The sequence below is a fragment of the Pedobacter flavus genome, from assembly GCF_036324285.1.
GTDB lineage: Bacteria > Bacteroidota > Bacteroidia > Sphingobacteriales > Sphingobacteriaceae > Pedobacter > Pedobacter flavus.
The window spans coordinates 446,802-467,835 of record NZ_JAZDQU010000001.1 but is presented as its reverse complement, the minus strand read 5'-3'; the positions used below and the strand labels follow the sequence as shown (position 1 = coordinate 467,835).

The window sequence follows — 21,034 nt, the reverse complement described above, 5'->3', positions numbered from 1 at the left end:
ATAAAAAATTCGCATGTGTAAATTCAGCAAAATAGTTACGGGGTTACTGCCAATGGTATTTCGCATTTTTAATAATTATAGAACAAAAAATGTTGCCGGTATTGTGCTGCTGTTCGTATTGTTTGCTAACAACCTCTTTGCTTCACCGCCTGGCTATCCCGCATCCTATACACCTGCCGAACTCCTCACCAAATTACTCAAGGGCGAATACAAGACAAATCAACAGGCCGTGAGATGGAGCGCTACCGCCGGTGATATCCACGAATTTAATGGGCAGCTTGGGGAGCAAAACGTTTTATATTCCTTTATTGATACTACGATGACCATCGACCGGGAAGGTGAAAAAATCTATTATACCATTTTCCATACCTCACCCATGGTTATAAATGAAGAGGGCGAATTTGTAAACCCCAACAACTGCCATGTGTGCGGGGTAAATCTTGGGTATTTCTCCTACATCATAGAAAACGACAGCATTTATATACAAAAATTCAAAAGAAATTTTGCTACCCATGGTTCCTTTGGCGAAAAGTCTTATGACCTATCGATGATCAACCTTGGCAATGGCTACGAACTTTTAAAAGTGGATGATCCTTATGAAGGAATGGGTACCGCTTCAGTAGCAACCCGCTTTTACCAAGATGGTGAACTGATGTTGAGCATGATCTCCAATGAAAACAACCGTGGAAACCGGGCTGAAGATCAAAAAGGCTATTATGAATTTAAAACAGACTATGCCTACAACAATAAGGCGCACACCATTACCGTAAAACAAACAGGTTACAGGATTGATGAACAATCGGGCAGGAAAATACAAATAAATAAAACCAAAAAACTCTTAGTCGATAATTACACCCTACATTTTTAGCTATTCCTTATGCGTAATAAGCATCTCAGCGCACCTTTGTCCATAGCCTAAATGGGCCGAATAGCCCATTTATCGAAATGTTATTTATTCCGAATTTCACTTCCAGAATAATGGTTATCCTTATTACTAATCTTTTAAAAAATGCAACAAGCTACGCGCATCCCAACAATCGGTAAATTCTTAAAGTTGACACTTATTATTTGTTTCCTGGCGGTACAATTTCCTGTTTGGAGCCAGAGTATACGGATAGATTTACCTAAACCAAATGGACTAATTTCGATGGTAGGAAATGACAGATACCTCCTTACAGATGATGAGGAGTATTTTTTACTTGAACGCAGGAATAACCCGAGCTTGCTTTTTGAAATAAAAACCGGAAAAATGAAGGCAATTGGTGCCGAGGCCTATAAGATTTATACAGAACACACCAAAGCCTATCCAAATCCTAATTATAACTTCAAAGAAAACGAGCGTGAATTTACCATGTTCGAAGATAACAAGAAGCTTTATTCGATTAAGATCGACCGCGACAAAAATGAAGTAAGAGCACTCGATTATACTGGTATCGCACTGGAATATCATAAACAAAAACAGAAACTATTTTTCGTACATCCGGATGGGAAGAAAGTTGAACTGGCATCTAAGTACAGCAATTTAGATAAAAAAGATCCCAAAAGAAATTTGCACCATCGGTCAGCCTATTCAAATCTTGAAATAGGTTATTATTTCATGACAAAAGATAGGCAATATTTATTTGATAGAGATGGGCGCATTATTAACTTATTGACCGGAGAGGCCATGAAAGTGTTTCATGATGCCGGTTCTGCTAACGGAAGTGTTTATGGAAATTACGACCCTGAAACCAGTATTTTAAAAATAAATCAGGGAGGAGATGTGAAGGCCTATCATTTACGTACCAGTTATGAATTAGGCACCGTAGACTACGACTACTACCTGAATGGAAAATTCACTTGGGCGGTTAGTATTCCGATGCTACGATCGAACAGTCAGTTGTGTGTAATCGGACTGGGATTTTCCGAAGCAGCGGTTTGCCTGATTTCGGACAATAAGCCGGTTCATTACTTTATTAATCCAAATGCCGAATCGGAGAAAAAGGATTATGCACTGTGGCGACAAAAAAGGAATGAGGAAAACCAGGAACGCCTTCGGCAAGAAGAAGCTCAGCGTCAATGGTATAGAGACAACCCTATTAAAGGAGTGTCGCTGGTAACTTGTAAAGATTGTAACGGCACCGGTATGTTAGGGCGCACAGCCGAGACCAAAGCCAATCAGGTGAACGTGTACGAAAAGCGCAATGGCAATTATTATTTCAAGGGCACCTCCCACGATACCTGGCCCATTATATGTGGCAAGTGTTGGGGCCGTGGTTCTATTAAACAATAAGTTAATATAGCTCAAATGAATAAAAATCACTTTGTTTCGATATGCCTCTCTGCTGCTGTATTATTGTCGGCCTGTAAAAAAGAGAAGTCCGGTGATGACCCTTCGACTTCGCCTAGTAGTAATAAAGAACTCACCATACTAAAAAGCAGCGAATGGAAAGTACTCGCTAAACAAAGTCTGCAGGAACTGGAGAGCGTACACGGTGGAAGGCGGGGGACCGTGTCTTTCACTACTCAAAAGCCCGACGAGCTCCGATGGTACACCTCGCACGCCACAGCGGTGAATACCAGTAACCATAATGAGCTGATATTGAATATACGGGGAGAAGTGACTATCAACAAAGATTTGAAAAGCCCGTCTTACGGAGGCGCTATCAAGGGCTTTGCAGGTAATGATGTGTGGAAGATCAATATGGGCGAATCTGCCAGCCAGGTATATGCCTTTAAAAATGATCAGATGGTGGATCTCGCTAAAAATCGCGAAGGACAAATGAAGTACGTTCGTCTCCAGCCCGCCACAGACGGGTTCCTGAATAACTCTGAAACCCTGGGAAATAACTACGTCACACATTTTGAATATGCCAGTCAAAAATGGAAGAATAATACCTTTTGGGGAAACAATTTCATCAGCCTGCGGCACAATGGCAAAACCTATGCAATTGCCTTTACCCGCTTTACCAGTGCAAATGGCATGACTATCATGATGGAATCAGACAACCGGGTGGTGGTTCAGGATCCTCAAATTCCTTCCATCCAAACCGTTCACTACCCGATGAATACCCTCAAGTCTGTTCCCGGTGAATATGGTGTTGCAATTCAAGCTTCGAAATATGGGGATAACGTATTCGTGATTTTCCATAGCCACACAGCCAGCAATCGGTACGGAGTGGTGAAAGTGAACCTTAGCAGCCTTACTGTACAGACTGTGCAGACACCAGAACACGTTGTTCCACCTGTTAATGCTGCCTCTTTAATTCTGGACAATGCTTCCTTACTGGAAGTTGACGAGGCCGGAAACCTCTATGTAGTAGAAATTCGAAGCGAAAATATGAATGCTATTTACAGTATCCGAAAATATGCGGCTAATGGAGGAAATGAAGTCATACTTAAAGAACAGGACCTGCATCCTAATACACAAATTCAGGGGTTAAAATGGTTTAACGGAAAGCTCCATGCGGCACTTATAAACCGTGAGGATATTCCGGATGGCAACCCTAACGACAATAGTTTTAAGATGATGTATCATCAACAGCTTATTTCCACTAAATAATTTTAATAAAACAATAAAGGCGCCTTAGGAGCATTTTGCTCAATAATTAATTGTACTAATTGAATTAAACATGAAAATATTACTTACAGCCACTTTTATAAGTTTTGCAATAGCAAGCTTTGAACAAAACCAGTCGGCAGATTACAACCGTCTTTCTGCTGCTACAAAAAATGCGTTTAGTGTGGCCGAACGACAAAACACTTATAAAATAGAAACGAAGTACGTTACCAATAATTACCCTGAATACGGAATATAAAATATTGATACATTTTTCTCCTGAAAATCACTCTATATGAAAATAATTGCAACCATATTGTTCTGGGCTGTCCCATTTTTTATAAATGCCCAATCTAAAACGGTTTATGAAGTAAATACAAGATATTCTTCGTACAAGGTGGATAAGGATGGCAGGATGTACGACTGGAAGGGAGTGACACCCAATTATGCAAAAGAAATTGCAGAGAGCCAGGCGGCATCTGCGGCCAGAAATGCCTATGATGCTGAACAGAGGCGCCGCACCGAGGCACAGGCAGGTATTGCCAATGCATGGAATGCCTTCAATGCTTACTTAGAGAGTTCCGGACTCCCAATGAATGCACGAAATTTTAATTTTTTTAAAAGCAAAGCGATCTCCTTAGGAATTAGCGGAGCAGCTTTTGATAACAGGTATGGCCACCTTGATAGCGAAAAGATTGAAAGACAGCGGGCCGCTCGGGAATATGCAGAAAAGGTTCAAAGGCACATCAATCAAAAGGAGTATGATTTTGCAGTACAACGTGATCAGAATCTTGTCGATCCAAGGGAAGCGCTTGAGGCTTTGTCAAAGGTAGGGCCTTTGGGTGACAACGACTTTATACGATTGCGTCGCATGTACAGGCATGCACAACTAGGTGATGACAGAAATTTTTATAGCCAATATTCTAGCCTGAGCAGTACAGCATACAATGTTTACAAAGAAGAGCTACTTGGTTATCAGGCATTGTTGAACCTGCAAAACATGCGTTCCGGGGCAGTTGAAACCCTGTATTCCACAACACCTATCAACAGCTTCCAGGATTTCAGCTATCTGATGTGCGCCCTTACTTACCAAAATAAATTCAAGGAAGCATTGTCCCTGCTCGATAAAAACGGCCCTGCCTTTAGAGAACTGGATGACATCAAAAATGAATTGGAGCAAAAGCTGCTGGCCATCACCACGGGAATAGGTACGAAAGACGATGCCATTTATCTGCTGGACTATGTAAAAGTGAGGAGAAACAATAAGAATAAAAAAGATTATGCAAACGTATTTCTCCTCAATATTGCCCTGACATTTGACCCTACTAATCTTGACATAAGGGAATTTAGATATAATATTAATAACGAGCTTTTTGCAAATAGGGCCATGCTTGAAGATGAAAAATTTTTTTAAAATATGATGATATTAAGTAAAACAACGGCGCTGAGCATCATTTTACAGCTGTTTGTTCTTTGCGTGCAGGGCCAACCGAGGCAATTTATCTCAGATGTTTTTGGCGATAAAAAAGGAGAAGTGGCAATGGTAGGTATAGGTGAATGTCCCACTTGTTACCCGGCATTATACCAGTTTGTTCAGCTTTCAAATGGACATGTGCTGGAGGAATACCGGGTAGATGCAATAGGATGGGCATCCAGGGCTCAACGGTATGGCATTCTTCTTCCCGATAAAAAAGGCGATGGCGTCGTCTTCAATACGTTGAATGTGATGCCTAATCAGATTGTAAGAGCCACTGCCTTTGACAGTGTGATTGGCATGTATTTTCAAGGTAGTAATTACAATAAATATTCTATGCAATGCGACGTTCGAAATGCAAAGTGCCTAGTGCTTGAACCCTATAAAAATGGGATTCGGATTATAGATGCCAGCCTGCCCAACGATCCGCTGAAGCCCAGAGTGATTTTTGAACTAAAAGATCGCCCGGGAAAGCGAATAAATTTTCATTTCTCCCGCTCCGGCAGATATGTTTATTGCACAGGGCTAGGAATCATTTTGGATTTACAAGAGCAAAAAACCGTTTTTCAGTTCAAGAAAGATAATAATCCAAGCGATCATATTGTACCTACTTTCGACGGTGGCGATGAGCACATGTTTATTGAGCAAGAGAAGCCCAATAGCATTGCGGTCATTAATCTAAGCAAAGGTAGGATAATAAAGAATATCACGATTCCTGATGGCCTAATAAATATTAGTGGCTTAAATCCAAGTTTTATTCTACATCCCACCACCAGCCCTGGAGTAATGTTCGTCCAGGTTTACAGCGGACCTACGCTAGACCGTATAGGAAGGAGTTATTTTATAAAAGCAGATGGAAGTTTTTTAGAAATGAAAACGGCTGAATAAGGATTCTTGCGGTGGCAAGGGAGGCACTTTGGTAGAAAATGTAATCTCTGCGAGCGGCGTGGGTTACAGAACCGTGTACAAAAACCGATGGTTTTGGGAGTAAACCTATTAACCCTGCAAGCAGTGCAATGGAACCGGTATGGTATATAGCAATTTCAAATAATTAATGGATAAACTTGTTAACTCATGCAAAAACTAACACGCTGGCTGTGGGCCATTGCAATAGCCATGCTTTCAACGATGCTGGTGCTGTATGCTTACGATATGGAACAAGGCACACCAATCGAACTGTCGAGTACACAGGCTGGCAGGCAGGAAATGCTGATGTGGGTGGCCGATGTATTAGGATTTAAAGGCAGCATTGTAGTGGCGGTTCTTGCTTCAGGCTTGAGCCTTTACTTCGCTGTTGCAAAACCCGTCAAAAAAAATAATATATTACAATGAAAACGATTCAACACTTACTTATTTTATCCTTCGTTTCTATAAGCTTATTTGCATCTTGCAAAAAGGAAAAAACAGAACCAGAGAGTGGCAATGGATTGTACGATCCAGTAAACGTACTGAACGACAATTCCGGCTATGAACAACTCTGGGATACCACCACCGCCTACGGAAGTCTCGCATCAATTACAGGCTATTATGTAAGAGATTTTACGGTGGACACCCGTAACCGCATGCACTTTGTGTACCACTATCGAGAGGAACATTTTAGGCGTAGCCTGGATTTGTCTACCAGAAAAGTTATACCACAACACCCTGATGCAGCCAAGGAAGAGACATTATTCGGGTTGGACATCAGCGGTAATTATCACCGTGAGGTGGAACTATTTAAGCCTTATACTAATTATTATGTAGGGGTTTTTCAGTCCGAGAGGTCAAGTTTCGGGTTTAGCAAGATTTATTTTAAGGGAGATATTCAGGGAAGCGGTGAGCTTGTGCATCAATTCGGCAGAACGGAGCTGGGTTTTGAAAATGTTGTGGTGGCTGATTTTGGGAATAATGCGAACATGTATATCGGCCTCAACAAGAAGAATGATGAAGATTTTAATTACAGAAATAAAAATACTACTGTTGAAAAAGCAAGGCCATTCCCTCAATCTGAGAATCTATTCTATATCCTATGTGATGCCCGAACCTCGGGTAAAAGCTTGTACATCGGCCTGCAAAATTCTAGTCAGTTGAAGGCAATTGAATTTGACCGTAACGTCTCTAACACAACAGGCACTCTCACGGCAACACTCAACTGGACACCCCCAGCCGGACATGCCTTTACTACAGCATTCAGGCACTATAGTGCCGACGGCACCAAACTGAGTTTTGCCTTGCTCAATTACAGAACAAATCCTTATAGAATAACTACATTCTCGTACAATTTCACGACCAAAGAATTTAAAAAAGTGGTGGATCATGCCTCCTTGAGCTACGGGCGGGAAGGTTCCAGCGAGTACCTGTACGATCTGGATGACGAGGGTAATCTTTATTACGCCGGGTATGCAGAAAATGGAACCAATGACAAGGGCGTTTCTATTTACAAAATCTCGGCGGGCAATACGACTTCCCTGGTGGGTAAGGATAATTTCTTAAAGTTCGGCAGGGTTGCCAAGTTGAAATACCTGCATGGTAAACTATACCTTGCCGTTACTGGTACAAAAACAGGAACCATTGTGAATCAACTGAGTTTTATCAGGCAGAAATAAATAAAATATAATCTTTGAAGGTCATCATATTATAAAACAAATCTTTCTTTTACTGACAGTATTCTTTACCAGTGTTCAGGTTTATGGACAATACATCAGGGATGAGCAACGCCAAAAGGAATTGAACAGTTACTTGGAGTTCATTCGGAAAGGCCGGGAATACGGCAACACCAAAACCTCCGAATTTAAAATTAATGAAAAGGCGGTGCAGGAAATGGTAGACCGGTGGAAAGGCGCGAAACAAAAAGAGAAAAGAGTGCTGAAGAGTTAAGGCGTGCTTATGAGCTTAAGGAGCAGGCTAAAGCATCACGAGTGGTGAAAAGTATAAAAGAGTCTCTGGCGAGAAGACAAGCAATTGCAGAAATGTGTATGCCTCTTGCCATGATCTACCTTGATGCCGGCTTTCAGGAATTTGAAGCCAAAGCACTTCCTCAACGAAGTGTAATAGGGGTGTCTGCCAGCGATTCGTTTTACTATAAACCAGATAGCAACATGGCTACCACCATAAATGCCTATCTGAAATACAAAGTACAAAAGAACAGTGAAAGTTTTGATGAGCTCTTCCCGCTTATTTTGGGTTTTAGGCTTGCGGGATATACAGCCCTGAAAGCTTTAGAAGACCTGGAAAAGCGCTTTCCGGAGAAAAAAGACATTATCACATATACTAAGCCATTTGCAGCCCTTGCCTATTGGACGGGTGGCGAAACGATGCCAAGGGCATTTACAAGTACGTCTCCACGATCATTTGATTATATATACGCAGATAAGATGGACAGTTTGTTGAAAAGCTGGTTCAGAAACGATTCAATGAGTGTGAAAAACGCTATCGCTCAAACTAAAATTACGGAAGACTCGTGGAATCAATCAGGAGTTTATTCTGGGACAATAGAAAAAGTGTTGACAATTGCACGAAGCCCTGAAAATGCTAAACCTGCACCGCCCTCAACATCGGGCAAAACCAAAGTAAAAAAAGTAAAATACAGGGATAATCCGTATGAAGGCGAGGTAAATGAGAAAAACATCCCTCACGGCAAAGGCAAATTGATTGCTGCCGTTAATAGAATTAATAAAAAAGTATTAATATCTTTTTCGGAAGGCACTTATTTTAATGGTGTGAAGAACGGAAAGTTTTATGAACAACATTATCATTCTAATCCGGTCCCGTATACGTATGAGGGAAATTATGTTATGGGTGTCAAAGAAGGTTGGGGAAAATATTTTGATCCACATAAAGGCACATACGAAGGCGAATATTGGCAAAATATGCGGCATGGCAAAGGTAAAATGACCTATCTGGATGGGTTTGTGGAAGAGGGTTTTTGGTTTTATGATACATTTTCGGGAAGAAGATCAAAAGAAGAGGAATGATTATCAGCCCATTCTTTCTAAAAACAATCTGCTTTTTTCTTTTCTTCCTGGTTGGTGCTAAAGCCTCGGCACAGCACTGCCCTTATGATGGCATGTACATGATTGTTGTTCATGTTCCGGAACAGGTAACGCAGCCAGGTGGTACTACTTTGCTAAGGTTGACAGAGGTTGATAATAATGAAGCAGGAAACTGCGATGCGGCCAGGGGTTTGCTGCAAAAAAAGTTTTTACCTATAAGCAATTTGCTGCTCGACTCGCTGAACCTGTTGCCCAACAAGGCCGTGGTTAAAGATTTTTGCAGCGATTGTGCATTTTTAGGCGCCGACTATTACGCTGTAAAACTTACGCAACAGGAAAGGTATTGTTTGCTATACGACAGTAATAAAAACCTGGAGCTTCGGCCACGCAAATTTGTAGTGTGGTACGGCGCCCAAAAGATATCCCTGCCACTGGAACAGGTGTACCGGTTATGCTGGGCCGAAGGAGTGTGGAGCAGAATACAGCCGGTTGAAATACCAGGTTCGACACCCTAAAAAAGAACTGGTTTGAAAAGCAGCAAGCCTAAAAAGGCGTACAAAAAATTAAAATGAATATGATGTCCGGAAAATATCACTACCTGCAAAAAAGAGTTATCATTGCATTATTCCTCCTGCCATGCGCATAATCGGCATCCTACTCATCTTCATCGGTATCATCTCCGGCGTGCTGGGCCTGCGGTCGTATATGCGTGATGATGCTTATGCAAAAGCAAGTGTGGTGGTGAAATCATCGGTAAAATCTGTAGAAATAAAGCCCATGTCAGGAAAAGCGGTTGGCAGTATCCGTATGACACTTAATTATATGCGAGACGGTGTTGCAGACACAATAGAACACAATTTTTCCACTGCCTATTCCAACAATGAATCTCTGCCTACGGCAAACGAACTAATGAAATCGACGTTTTATGTTCGCTATGTACCAGTTGAAAAAGAAATGAGCATAGCCCCAATTGGACAATTGTAAGCAAAAATGGAGAATTTGAAGGTTTTTATGGATGGCCACAGTTCGGGAAGATGCTTACATTTATTTTACTGGGCTCTATGATAAGAATGTTTGCTAAAAAAAGTAACATTGAACAAAAATTATCTTGATTCAATTAATTTTTGAATTGAAATTAAAGAGACTACCTTGAAAAAGTAGCCTCTTTAATAAATTTAACATTAGAAGTAATAGACTTTATATTAACGGGTTAATAAGCCAGCCGGCATAGGTTTCTCTAGTAGGTTTTTATAATAGAAATTAAATCTTTCCATTCTATCGTGAGCCGATTTATTTGGGCCAAAACCGTGTCTGCTTCCTGGATAAATCATCAATTCAAAATGTTTTGCTGAATTAGTTAATTTATCTACTAACTGGATGGTGTTTTGAATGTGAACGTTGTCATCCATGTCGCCATGCATTAACCTTAATAGACCTTTATATTTATCAACATAAGTTAAAACAGAACCAGCTTTATAACCTTCTGGGTTATCTTGTGGTGTGTCCATAAATCTTTCTGCATAGTGTGTATCATATAATTCCCAGCTGGTTACTGGAGCACCTGCATAACCGTAATCAAAATAATCTGCACCATAAGTAAGCGCTAATGCAGAAATATATCCTCCGTAGCTATGGCCTGTAATAAGAAGTTTTTTGTCGTTAACCCAAGGTTTAGATTTTAACCATTTTGCATAAGTAATATAATCTATCATTTCCCATTTGCCTAAATTTCTATGCATTAAGGCAACACCTTCTTTTCCAAAAGCACCCGATGCTCTATGGTCTACTGCAATTTGAATAATTCCTTCATTTGCCCACCATTGGTTTGAAGTTCCTTTCCAGCTATCACTAACAGTTCCTGCATTTGGACCACCGTAAATACTCATAACTACTGGGTATTTTTTGTTTTGATCAAAATCTGTTGGATAAGTTATTACAGCTGGTAACTGATATTTTCCATCTTCAGATGGGATGGTAATTAATTCTGTTTTTCCAAAAATATAAGAATCAAAATCATCTGCTTTAGAATCGCCCAATTCTTTAATTAGCTTTCCATTGTTATCTAATAATGCTCTTTTTGTAGGTGTAGATACGTTTGAGTAGGTTGTAATAAAGTAAGATGCTTCTGGTGACATTTGTACTTGATGTGTATAATCGCCGAAGGTTAATCTTTTTAAATTTTTTCCATTATAATCAACTCTATATAAATCTGTTCTTACGTTTGAGTCTTTTTTAGCGGTAAAATAAACTACTTTGTTTTTTTCATCAACTTTAACCAAGTTCATAACCTGCCAAGATCCAGAAGTTAATGGGTTAATTAATTTACCATCTAAAGTATGTAAATAGAAATGAGCCCATCCGGTTCTATCACTTTTTAAGATATAGTGTTTGTTATCTTTTAAGTATTCTATTCTTCCTGCGAAATCTAGATCTACCCAAGATGATTGTTTTTCGTCATAAAATTCCTTTTTACTACCTGTATTTGGATCTACTGCATAGAATTTCAAGTTATTTTGGTCGCGGTTCATCCATTGAACCATCATATTGCTTCCATCGAAGCTCCAATACGGAGTTCCAAAATATTGGTCATCTTTTTCATTAAAATCTGCCCAAACAACTTTGCTTCCTTCTGCTTTTACAAAGCCGATTTTCACCTCAGGATTAGGATCTCCCGCTTTAGGATAACGAGTTCTTTCTACATAACCATGTTGACCAGTAGAGCCCACAATAGGGAACATCGGAACCTTTGTATCATCGAATCTCATAAAGCCAATATGCTTGCTATCTGGCGACCACCAAAAGGCTTTATATCGAGTACCTCTTCCTAATATTTCTTCAAAATAAACCCATGAAGAATAACCGTTGTAAATTACATCAGTTGCATCATTTGTGTATCTAATTTCTTTTCCAGTTGCAACTTCTATTGCATATAGATCACTATTTCTTGTGAAAGCAACATATTTTCCATCTGGAGATAATGTTGGATTTAATTCTTCTTCTTTAGTATTGGTTAATTTTTTAGGAGCATCTACACCATTGTTGTAATAAATGTCGTTGTCTTTGATGGTTACATTTAGTACACTTCGTGGAGGTGGAGTATAAGGGGTTTTAGCTCCAGTTTTAACGTTTACTGAATATTGCTTCCTGTCTGCCATATCCATTTCAATGTAGTGATTATTGTCACTCCACCCACTAATAGGATTTAATGATTTTGTTAGGGAAGGTTGCCCTTCTAATGCTTGAGCTTTTGTAAGCCTTTTAGTCTGTGCGCTTGTCGAAAAAGCCATCACAGTTGAAGCAAGGGTTAAAAATAAAATTCTTTTCATCTTTTTTAAATTATCGCCTTTAAATTACATAATCGTACTGGTATTTGATAATATAATTTATATATGTTACGCTAATGTGTACGTATTTGTAGGCTTATATTTTAATAAAGTTGATAGATTTTAAGTTTAATTTTTAATACTTGAGATAAGTAATATTGAAAATAAAAATTTGGAATAGGGGGTTAATTAACCTTTAAAAAGGATGAGTTTTATTTAAGAACAGCGGGTATTAAATAGCAGAGCTGAAATTAAAAAAGGAAGAAAAAAAAACTGCCATTGTAAAAACAATGGCAGTTTAATTAAACGATCGTGTTCCATCCGAATACATCTTCGGATCTTCCGTATCTAATATCGTCTAGAACTTTATGAATTTTATGAGAAATAACTCTTGTAGTTGGATCAGTTAATGTGAATAAATCATTCTCATATCCAATTATTCCAATTTGTGTAATAGTAGCTGCGGTACCAACAGCAAAAGCTTCGGTTAATTCGCCTGATTGTATCTTACTAATAACTTCTTTAATTGGAACTTTTCTTTCTTCAGTTGGAATATCTAAACTTTTAGCAACTTGAAGAACAGTATCTCTGGTAACACCATCTAAAATGGTACCGCCTAAGCTTGGAGTAACTAAAACATTATTAATTACGAACATTAAATTAGCTGTTCCACTTTCTTCTACATAAGAATGCTCTTTAGAGTCTGTCCAAATTATTTGGTCGAAACCTTCTTTTTGAGCTTGTGAAAAGGCATATAATGATCTGCCGTAGTTTCCTGCAGTTTTTGCATAACCTACACCACCTTCATCTGCACGAGTATAATGAGTTTCAATTTTAACTTTTAAAGGTTGACTGTAATAAGGTCCACTAGGGTTAGTTAAAACAACAAATTTATAATTTGAAGAAGCTTTAACACCTAATTTATCGTCTGTAGCAAACATTACTGGGCGAATATATAATGAATAATTATCGCCTTCAGGAACCCATGCTTTATCTAAGTTTATTAATGAAGTTATTCCCTTCATAAATATTTCTTCAGGAATAGTTGGCATAGCCATTCTTTCTGCTGAAATATTAAAACGTTTAAAATTTTTATCTGCTCTAAAAATGCTGATTTCGCCAGATTTTAATTTGTAGGCCTTCATTCCTTCAAAAATGGCTTGTCCGTAATGTAGCGCTGAAATTGCAGGGCTCATTGGGATTGGTCCATATGGCATTAATTCAAAGTTTTTCCATTCCCCATCTTCATAATCAGCAACAAACATATGATCTGTAAAGACCTTTCCAAAAGGTAAGTTTTGGAAGTCTACATTTGCCAATTTAGATTGACCTATTTTGGTGGTTTTTATATTTAAAGTATCAGTCACAATCATTGATGTTAAAGTGCAAAATTACAAAAATTTCAACAGAAATCATTGATATAACTCATCTTAATGCAATATTTAGGGTGTTTGCAGTACACTAAGTACCCAACTTTTACCCCATTCATTTTGTTGTTCTGTAGTCCAGATTTCTGGAAAAAAAATTCTTTTTTGAAAGCGAGGTGGCAAATATTTTTGCCAATTAGTTCCGCCAGTTGCAGCAATATCTACCGGGTCTTTTTCTAAGTATTTTACTGCCGATTTGTAATGCGATAATGGCCATTCAACATTCACAAGAAGGTCGAATTTTCTAAGTTCCGTTTCTAAAACACTTACATCATTTCCTTCTTCTTTTAATTTTTTATAAAGAGAAAGGAAGTTAGTTTCTTGATGTGTTTTAATTAAATTTAAGAACTCTGCTGAATACTTATTTATAAATTGTTTTAGTGTTAAGGTTTCTTTACCGGTTGCAAGTTCCGTAGCTCCATATTTCCAATAAATTTGATCATATTGTTCTTCAATTGAAGCATTTTTTAATTCCTCTCTTTTACTTTTGTCCACTAAGTTTATAAACTCAGTCGACATAATTTCTATCATCCTGTATTGTCCACTTTGAAATCCACTGGCAGGAAGTAATGACATTCTAAACTTTAGGAATTGAGATTTGTCCATTCCCTCAACCATAACCCCAAAAGATTGAACTAAAGCTTTGAAATAAGCATTTATTCTTTTTAAGCGTTGAGTAAAGAAGCTAACAGTTAATGACTCATGATTAGCAATTTGCTTACATTCGTGCAAGGTTAACTTAAAATAGAGCTCCGTTATTTGATGATACATAATGAAGATTTCCTCGTCTGGGAATTGAGTCTTCGGGTTTTGTAAGCTCAGTAAAGTGTCTAAGTGAATATAATCCCAATAGGTTAAATAGTCGGCATAGAGTAATCCATCTAAATAGGCAGACATATCTTGGCCCATAGAGGCAAACTTATCTTCTAAGAGTTTTAATTTTTCTAATATTTCTGGTTTTATATCCATTTAGTGATTTTAAAAAATTTTGGTAATAAAGGTGCCAGCATAAATTGCAAGTATGCTTAAAGCAAAGTTCAATACAATATTAGCAATAGCAGATGTAAAATGTTGACTTGTAAATAGAAGGTTACTTTCGTAAGCAAAGGTAGAGAAGGTACTAAAGCCTCCACAGAACCCTGTTAATAACAATAGTTTTATTGGTGAGTCTGAAGTTTTATCCATAAAATAACCGACTACAATCCCTAAAATAAAACAGCTAAAAACATTAGCTATTAACGTAGCATACGGGAAATTGAATTTTTGAGGGTCAATTAATTTTATCATTAAGAATCGAGCCAAACTCCCTAATCCACCACCAATAAAAACTAAAAAATATCCGTTCATATTAGTATAGAATTCTAAACTTTATGGTGTTTTCAATTTTTTTCAAATCAGCAATAACCTTTTTGTTATAATCAAAGTTAACATCGGTAATACAATAACCCAATTCTTTATTGGTTAATAAGTATTGTCCCATTATGTTTATTTCATGTTCAGCAAAAATGGTATTTATTCTAGCCATAATACCTGGTATATTTTTGTGAATATGAATTAATCTATGTGATTGTTCTATCTTAGGTAATTGTAAGTTAGGGAAATTTGAACTTAAGTGGGTAGTTCCTGAATTAATAAAATCTTTCATCCTTTTTGGAATAAAAAGGGTGTTGTTTTTTTTCTGCTTTTCGTCGTCAAAAATTACGATGCCTTTTTCGGTACAGATTTGTTTGTCTATTTTTTTGCTAGAATTCCCTAAATATCCGATTACTTTTAATTTGTTGGCTCTTCTTAAAGCTTCATTGTCAATCTTTTCGTTATCGCCGAGAAGCATCATACCCACATCTGCAACATATTTTTCTTCGAACGATTGTTTTTGTCTAATAGAAAATCCATCCTTTTTTAAAATAGCTGTAGCTTCATCGGGAATATCTCCAATAACTAAACAAAGAATCCTGTTTTTAGGGTAGGAAATAGCACGTGGTAAATTATTTACGTATAAAAATTCGTCGAAACTAGGTGTAATGTGGTCAGCCTTTTGGGTAATGCTTTCTCTTGCAATATTTTCTGTAAAGGCATAAAATTTTTTGATTAAGCCACTTTCTCTTAATTGAAAATCTGAATATCCATCACCTATACCTATAATATCACCTTCTAGATTCAGTTCATTTAATAATATTACTTTTCCTCCTTCTTTAGATAAAGGATTAGAGTGATCGTAATCTATAATATCACCTTGGTTATTAAAGATGAAGTTATTCGCATAAATATTAGATAATGGTATATGGTATTTCTGAACAACCGGCGCTATAAATTCCTTAAACCCTCCAGATACTATTAAAACATCTTTTGCGTGCGACTTAAAAAATGCCTCATTTCTTTTAAATGATGTAGAAACTTTTTTCTTTAATCTTGATATTAGTTTATTTAAATCGTTGACGTTTGCTGATAATAACTTTATTCTATTTTCTAAGCTTTCAGAAAAAGATAATTTCCCTTCCATCGCTGCATTAGTAAGGCTTTCAATTTCCGAGAATATTTTTTCTTTATTGGGGTGTTTACTAAGTGATATTTTGGCTAGTTCGTCGATGGCTTCTATCTGCGTAAAGGTACTATCGAAATCTATTATATAAGTTTGCTTTTTAGCGTTATTCATTGGTGTATTTTGATGCTATTGTTTTTATATAGTTGTTTATGCTTATAAACTCTATACCTAAGAGGTTGACAATTTTTCTATTATCGTATTTACTGATATTAAAACTGCTTTTTGCTGTATGCTTCGTGATCGTTGGTGTTGTATCACTTAAAAACGCTACTAATTTGGAGAATCTCCAAGCTAGTCCTAAGGCAAATTTGCCAGCTTTTATTGATGGCGGGGCTACTTGTAGTGCATTTGCAATTGATTCGAAAAACTGTTTATAAGAGATATTCTCTGCGTTAATTATGAACCTTTCATTATATGCTTTTTGTTGCATGAGGAGAATCATACATTTTGCAACATCTTCAACTGCCACGAATCCTGCGCCGCCAGGCGTATAAAACTTTAGGCCATTCTTAATTATCTTAAAAAAAGCACCACTTCCTTCGAAGTTTTTGATGTAACCTAAAATTATTGAAGGGTTAACTATAATAGCATTTAAGCCCTGGTTTATATATTTCCAAATTTCTTTTTCAGAAAGATATTTGCTATTGCCATAAGGATGAGTGTCTGGCGTTTTAGAAGGGAAGAAATTTTCGTCAGTAAACCCTAAAATATTGGCACCATCTAATGTAGCAACCGAGCTTACATGCAACATTGGAATTTTATTTTTCAAGCAAAATTCGGCTAATATTTTTGTTGAATTTATATTGAAACTCAACATTTCATCATCGTCTTTAGGATTAAATGAAACCATTGCTGCGCAATGATATACTTCTGTAATTATATACGCGTAATCACTAAATTCTTCTGCAGATAAAATGGAACTATTTACCCAAGTTAAGCCCTTAATTGAGCTTAAAGATTTAGGGATAATTGATGTGGGTCTTTTTAAAGCTAAAACATCTTTTCCTTGATGTAATAATTGCTTGCATAATTCACTTCCTAGAAACCCTGTAGCCCCCGTTACAAGAATCATTTTATTTTTTTATTGATAGCGATGAAAATATCATATCAAAAATAGATATTTGATGTTAAAATAGCTAATATAATATGTTTTTATCCGATTTTCTATCACCCTTGAAACCTAGTGATTTTACTCCTCAAAACGACTTTTTAACTAGTCAACTAGGATTAAAAGCCTCTTTCTACACGGATTCTTTTCCCGATTTAGAAAATGAAAAATTTGATTTGGCCATTATTGGGGTTTTAGATGATAGAGGGACACCAACAAATTTGGGATGCAGATTAGCTCCTGATCATTTTAGACAATACTTTTATCAACTGCATGAAGGTGATTTTGAATGTAAGCTTATTGATTTAGGAAATATTTTACATGGAGAAACATTAAAAGACACCTATATAGCACTTAAAACAGTTGTAGAAACTTTAATTAAGTTAAATATTCTACCAATTATTATTGGTGGTGGGCAAGATTTAACTTTTGCACAATATTGGGCCTACGAGGGGTTAGAACAACGTGTAGATTTAGTGGTTGTAGATTCTAAATTCGATATTGATGAGGATGCCGAAAGCGAAACGACTACGGCAAATTCATTTTTAAATAAGATATTTTTACATCAGCCTAATTACTTGTTTAATTATAGCAATATTGGTTATCAAACTTATTTTGTTAATCAGGATAGCCTAAAAGTAATGAATAAGCTTTATTTTGATGTTCATAGATTAGGTGAATTTGCTCACGATTTATCGTTAACAGAGCCAATTATTAGAAATGCTGATATGTTAAGTTTCGATGTTGGAGTGATAAGGTCATCAGATGCCTGTGGGAATGCAAACGCAACGCCAAATGGGTTTTATGGAGAAGATGCCTGTAGAATTGCTAGATATGCTGGAATGAATGATAAATTAACTTCATTTGGTTTATACGAATTTAATCCGGCGTTTGATAATAATGGGCAAACAGCTATGTTAGTAGCACAAATAGTTTGGTATTTTATGGAAGGTTTTTACAATAGAAAGCAAGATTTTCCAATGACGCCAAAATCTCAATATGTAATTTATAGAACTACTTTAAAAGATTCAGGTGGCGATTTAATATTTGTAAAAAGTAAACGTTCCGATAGATGGTGGATGCAAGTACCTTACCCTTCAGGAAATTCTAAAAATGAACGTTTCCATCTAGTTCCATGTAGATATGAAGATTATAACCTCGCTGTTAATGGAGAAATGACAGATTTGTGGTGGAGAACTTATCAAAAATTATCTTAAAATAATTGGCGATGTATAAATGGTATTTTATTTTATTGCTTTTCCCCTTTTTTGTAAATGCACAAAGTAAATTCTCTGTTAGGGTTAAAATTGATAATCTTGATAAGGATGCAGTTTTATTTTTGAATTATGCTTCCGGCGAAAAGAGATTCTTAGATTCTGTAGCTCAAATAAATGGGGAGTTTTATTTCTCCAAAAGCGCTATTTTGCCCACTCAGGTTCAATTGAGATTAAGACACAATAAGGCATTAGATGATTTTAATTCGGAAAATCGGCCTTCAATAGATTATTTAAATATTTATGTGGATCATGAAGAGGTTGTCTTAAATGCTCAAGATTCTTTAAAATATGCCACGATTTCAAATTCTAAAATCAATTCGGATTATCAGCGTTTTTTAGATTTACAAAAACCTGTTCAAACAGAACTAAAAAAATTGGAAGATGCTTATAATGCTTATTCGCCAGAACAAAAAGCAGATGAAAAATCATTAGATGAGTATATCGCCAATATCGCCAAAATTAATGCCTTAAAATTGCCAATTAGTTTGGCTTATGCTTCTGAAAATTATGATTCTTATATTGGATTAGTGGCTTTACAACAAATAGTTAATTCGGATTTTAAACCCAAAGAAATTTCTGAATTGCTTAAAAAATTTGATTCAAATTTGCAACAATCTATCCTAGGAAAACGGATTAAGAAACAAATAAAAATTGCGAAAAAAACGGAAATTGGATTGACGACAGATTTTGTTATGCCTGATCGAAATGGCAAGAAAATTAGACTTTCAGATTTTAAGGGGAAATATGTTTTGGTAGATTTTTGGGCTTCTTGGTGCGGCCCTTGTAGGGAAGAAAACCCTAATCTTGTTAAAAATTATAATTTATATAAAGATAAAAATTTCGATATAATTGGCGTTTCATTAGATAGAAAGGATGGACGCGACTCGTGGTTACAAGCAATTAATGACGACCAATTAAGTTGGACTCAGCTTAGTGATTTGAAGTTTTGGGACAGTAAACTGGTAAAGAAATATGGTATTTCTACCATACCTTTTAGTTTTATCGTAGACCCTTCAGGAAAAATTATTGCCAAAAATATTTCTGGCAATAAATTATCCGAATATTTGAAAGAGTTGCTTGATTAATTCATTAAGTCGAACCCAATATCTTCTCTAAAGTATTTGCCATCGAAATAAATTCTCGAAGCATCAGCTGTAGCTTTTTGTATTGCATCGAAGGCATTGCTTTGAACACTAGTAATGGCTAAAACTCTACCGCCTGAAGTTAAAACGGTTTCTTCGTCTCGAATTGTGCCCGCATGAAATGCATGTGAGTCTCTTAAATTTTCTAAACCAGCAATTACTTTACCTTTTTCGTAATCACCTGGGTAGCCACCTGCAACAATCATAACAGTCGCAGTATTTTGATTACTAACTTTTAGGTTAAATTGATTTAGAGATTTATTCGCTGTTGCTAAAAATAGCTCCACTAAATCGCTTTCTATTCTAGGAATTACGCTTTCAGTTTCTGGATCACCCAATCTGCAATTATATTCTATTACATAAGGTTCATCACCAACTTTTATTAATCCAAAAAATATAAAACCTGTATAATCTATGTTGTCTTTTTTAAGTCCATTTATGGTAGGCTTAATTATTTTGGCATCTATTTTTGCCAAAAATTCTGGTGTAGCAAATGGTACAGGCGAAATAGAGCCCATGCCACCAGTATTTAATCCAGTATCTCCTACGCCAATTTTTTTATAATCTTTAGCTTCCGGCAATGTAACATAGCCGTTACCATCGGTGAGTATGAAAACAGATAATTCTATTCCAGTTAAAAACTCTTCAATAACTACAGTTGAACCTGCATTGCCAAATTTTCCACTTAGCATTTGTTTTAATTCTTCTGTAGCTTCTTCTAAGGTATTAGATATAATTACACCTTTTCCAGCAGCCAAGCCATCCGCTTTTAAAACAATTGGCATTGCGCATGTTTTAAGAAATTCGATACCCTCATTTAATGTGTTTGAGTTGAATGATTGATAAGCTGCGGTTGGGATTCCGTGCTTAATCATGAATTTCTTGCTAAAATCTTTACTTCCTTCTAAAACCGCACCTTCTTTTTTAGGTCCGATGACAGGTATGTTTTTTAATTCTGAATTATTTAAAAAATAGTCATGAATACCATTTACAAGTGGTTCTTCTGGACCAACAATTACCAATTCAATTCCTTCGCTTATCACTAAGGATTTAACCGCATCAAAATCATTTGGATTTAAGACAATATTTTTTCCATAAGCCTCGGTTCCACCGTTTCCAGGAGCGATAAATAGTTGGGTACATAAAGGCGATTGAGATAATTTCCAAGCAATTGCGCTTTCTCGACCACCTGCGCCTAAAAGAAGAATTTTCATAGTTCAAAGATAATAAAA

At 36.7% G+C, this 21,034-nt stretch carries 20 protein-coding genes; 13 read left to right on the top strand and 7 right to left on the bottom strand.

The features are described 5' to 3' along the window. Positions 1 to 13: 13 nt before the first annotated feature. From VRU49_RS02145 to VRU49_RS02095, 11 genes are all read left to right on the top strand, one after another. Positions 14 to 868, top strand: a complete 855-nt coding sequence (locus tag VRU49_RS02145) for a hypothetical protein (RefSeq protein ID WP_330145128.1) — start codon at positions 14 to 16, stop codon at positions 866 to 868. A gap of 141 nt (positions 869 to 1,009) precedes the next feature. Continuing rightward, a complete protein-coding gene (locus VRU49_RS02140; RefSeq protein WP_330145127.1) occupies positions 1,010 to 2,272 on the top strand; it encodes a hypothetical protein in 1,263 nt (420 codons plus the stop codon). Between the two features lie 15 nt (positions 2,273 to 2,287). Continuing rightward, positions 2,288 to 3,541, top strand: a complete 1,254-nt coding sequence (locus VRU49_RS02135) for a hypothetical protein (RefSeq protein ID WP_330145126.1) — start codon at positions 2,288 to 2,290, stop codon at positions 3,539 to 3,541. Between the two features lie 70 nt (positions 3,542 to 3,611). Next, a complete protein-coding gene (locus VRU49_RS02130) occupies positions 3,612 to 3,797 on the top strand; it encodes a hypothetical protein (protein ID WP_330145125.1) in 186 nt (61 codons plus the stop codon). A gap of 36 nt (positions 3,798 to 3,833) precedes the next feature. Then, positions 3,834 to 4,952 (top strand): hypothetical protein, encoded by a 1,119-nt coding sequence (locus tag VRU49_RS02125; RefSeq protein ID WP_330145124.1) that lies wholly within the window; start codon positions 3,834 to 3,836, stop codon positions 4,950 to 4,952. Positions 4,953 to 4,955: 3 nt separating this feature from the next. Then, positions 4,956 to 5,900 carry a hypothetical protein gene (locus VRU49_RS02120; RefSeq protein ID WP_330145123.1) on the top strand — a complete coding sequence of 315 codons (945 nt, stop codon included), beginning with the start codon at positions 4,956 to 4,958 and terminating at the stop codon, positions 5,898 to 5,900. A 186-nt stretch (positions 5,901 to 6,086) separates the two neighbouring features. After that, entirely contained in the window at positions 6,087 to 6,344 is a 258-nt protein-coding gene (locus VRU49_RS02115) for a hypothetical protein (RefSeq protein ID WP_330145122.1), read from the top strand. Next, on the top strand, positions 6,341 to 7,597 hold the full coding sequence (locus VRU49_RS02110) for a hypothetical protein (RefSeq protein ID WP_330145121.1): 1,257 nt from the start codon (positions 6,341 to 6,343) through the stop codon (positions 7,595 to 7,597). The genes VRU49_RS02115 and VRU49_RS02110 overlap by 4 nt, the downstream gene beginning before the upstream one ends. A 225-nt stretch (positions 7,598 to 7,822) precedes the next feature. Continuing rightward, positions 7,823 to 8,965: an MORN repeat-containing protein gene (locus VRU49_RS02105; protein WP_330145120.1), complete on the top strand. Its 1,143-nt coding sequence runs from the start codon at positions 7,823 to 7,825 to the stop codon at positions 8,963 to 8,965. Further along, complete coding sequence (locus VRU49_RS02100) at positions 8,962 to 9,498, top strand: hypothetical protein (protein ID WP_330145119.1); 537 nt, start codon at positions 8,962 to 8,964, stop codon at positions 9,496 to 9,498. The genes VRU49_RS02105 and VRU49_RS02100 overlap by 4 nt, the downstream gene beginning before the upstream one ends. A 169-nt stretch (positions 9,499 to 9,667) precedes the next feature. Next, entirely contained in the window at positions 9,668 to 9,967 is a 300-nt protein-coding gene (locus VRU49_RS02095) for a hypothetical protein (protein WP_330145118.1), read from the top strand. Positions 9,968 to 10,185: 218 nt separating this feature from the next. Here the strand turns inward: VRU49_RS02095 and VRU49_RS02090 are convergent, their stop codons facing one another. From VRU49_RS02090 to VRU49_RS02065, 6 genes are all read right to left on the bottom strand, one after another. Then, entirely contained in the window at positions 10,186 to 12,309 is a 2,124-nt protein-coding gene (locus VRU49_RS02090) for a S9 family peptidase (RefSeq protein ID WP_330145117.1), read from the bottom strand. Positions 12,310 to 12,608: 299 nt separating this feature from the next. Further along, positions 12,609 to 13,679 (bottom strand): branched-chain amino acid aminotransferase, encoded by a 1,071-nt coding sequence (locus VRU49_RS02085; protein WP_330145116.1) that lies wholly within the window; start codon positions 13,677 to 13,679, stop codon positions 12,609 to 12,611. Positions 13,680 to 13,748: 69 nt separating this feature from the next. Continuing rightward, positions 13,749 to 14,702 (bottom strand): tryptophan 2,3-dioxygenase family protein, encoded by a 954-nt coding sequence (locus VRU49_RS02080; protein WP_330145115.1) that lies wholly within the window; start codon positions 14,700 to 14,702, stop codon positions 13,749 to 13,751. Positions 14,703 to 14,711: 9 nt separating this feature from the next. Beyond that, positions 14,712 to 15,080: a fluoride efflux transporter CrcB gene (crcB, locus tag VRU49_RS02075; RefSeq protein WP_330145114.1), complete on the bottom strand. Its 369-nt coding sequence runs from the start codon at positions 15,078 to 15,080 to the stop codon at positions 14,712 to 14,714. Position 15,081: 1 nt separating this feature from the next. Then, positions 15,082 to 16,386 (bottom strand): HAD-IB family phosphatase, encoded by a 1,305-nt coding sequence (locus VRU49_RS02070; RefSeq protein WP_330145113.1) that lies wholly within the window; start codon positions 16,384 to 16,386, stop codon positions 15,082 to 15,084. Continuing rightward, complete coding sequence (locus VRU49_RS02065) at positions 16,379 to 17,347, bottom strand: NAD-dependent epimerase/dehydratase family protein (RefSeq protein WP_330145112.1); 969 nt, start codon at positions 17,345 to 17,347, stop codon at positions 16,379 to 16,381. Before VRU49_RS02065 ends, VRU49_RS02070 begins: the two co-directional genes overlap by 8 nt. Positions 17,348 to 17,421: 74 nt before the next feature. Between VRU49_RS02065 and VRU49_RS02060 the strand changes: the two genes are divergently transcribed. Continuing rightward, on the top strand, positions 17,422 to 18,600 hold the full coding sequence (locus tag VRU49_RS02060; protein WP_330145111.1) for a formimidoylglutamase: 1,179 nt from the start codon (positions 17,422 to 17,424) through the stop codon (positions 18,598 to 18,600). An 11-nt stretch (positions 18,601 to 18,611) separates the two neighbouring features. Further along, complete coding sequence (locus VRU49_RS02055) at positions 18,612 to 19,745, top strand: TlpA disulfide reductase family protein (protein WP_330145110.1); 1,134 nt, start codon at positions 18,612 to 18,614, stop codon at positions 19,743 to 19,745. On the opposite strand, the gene purD is transcribed toward VRU49_RS02055, so the two are convergent. Further along, positions 19,742 to 21,016, bottom strand: coding sequence for a phosphoribosylamine--glycine ligase (gene purD, locus VRU49_RS02050; RefSeq protein WP_330145109.1), 1,275 nt, complete (start codon positions 21,014 to 21,016; stop codon positions 19,742 to 19,744). The two genes, VRU49_RS02055 and purD, sit on opposite strands and share 4 nt — an antisense overlap. Positions 21,017 to 21,034: the final 18 nt, after the last annotated feature.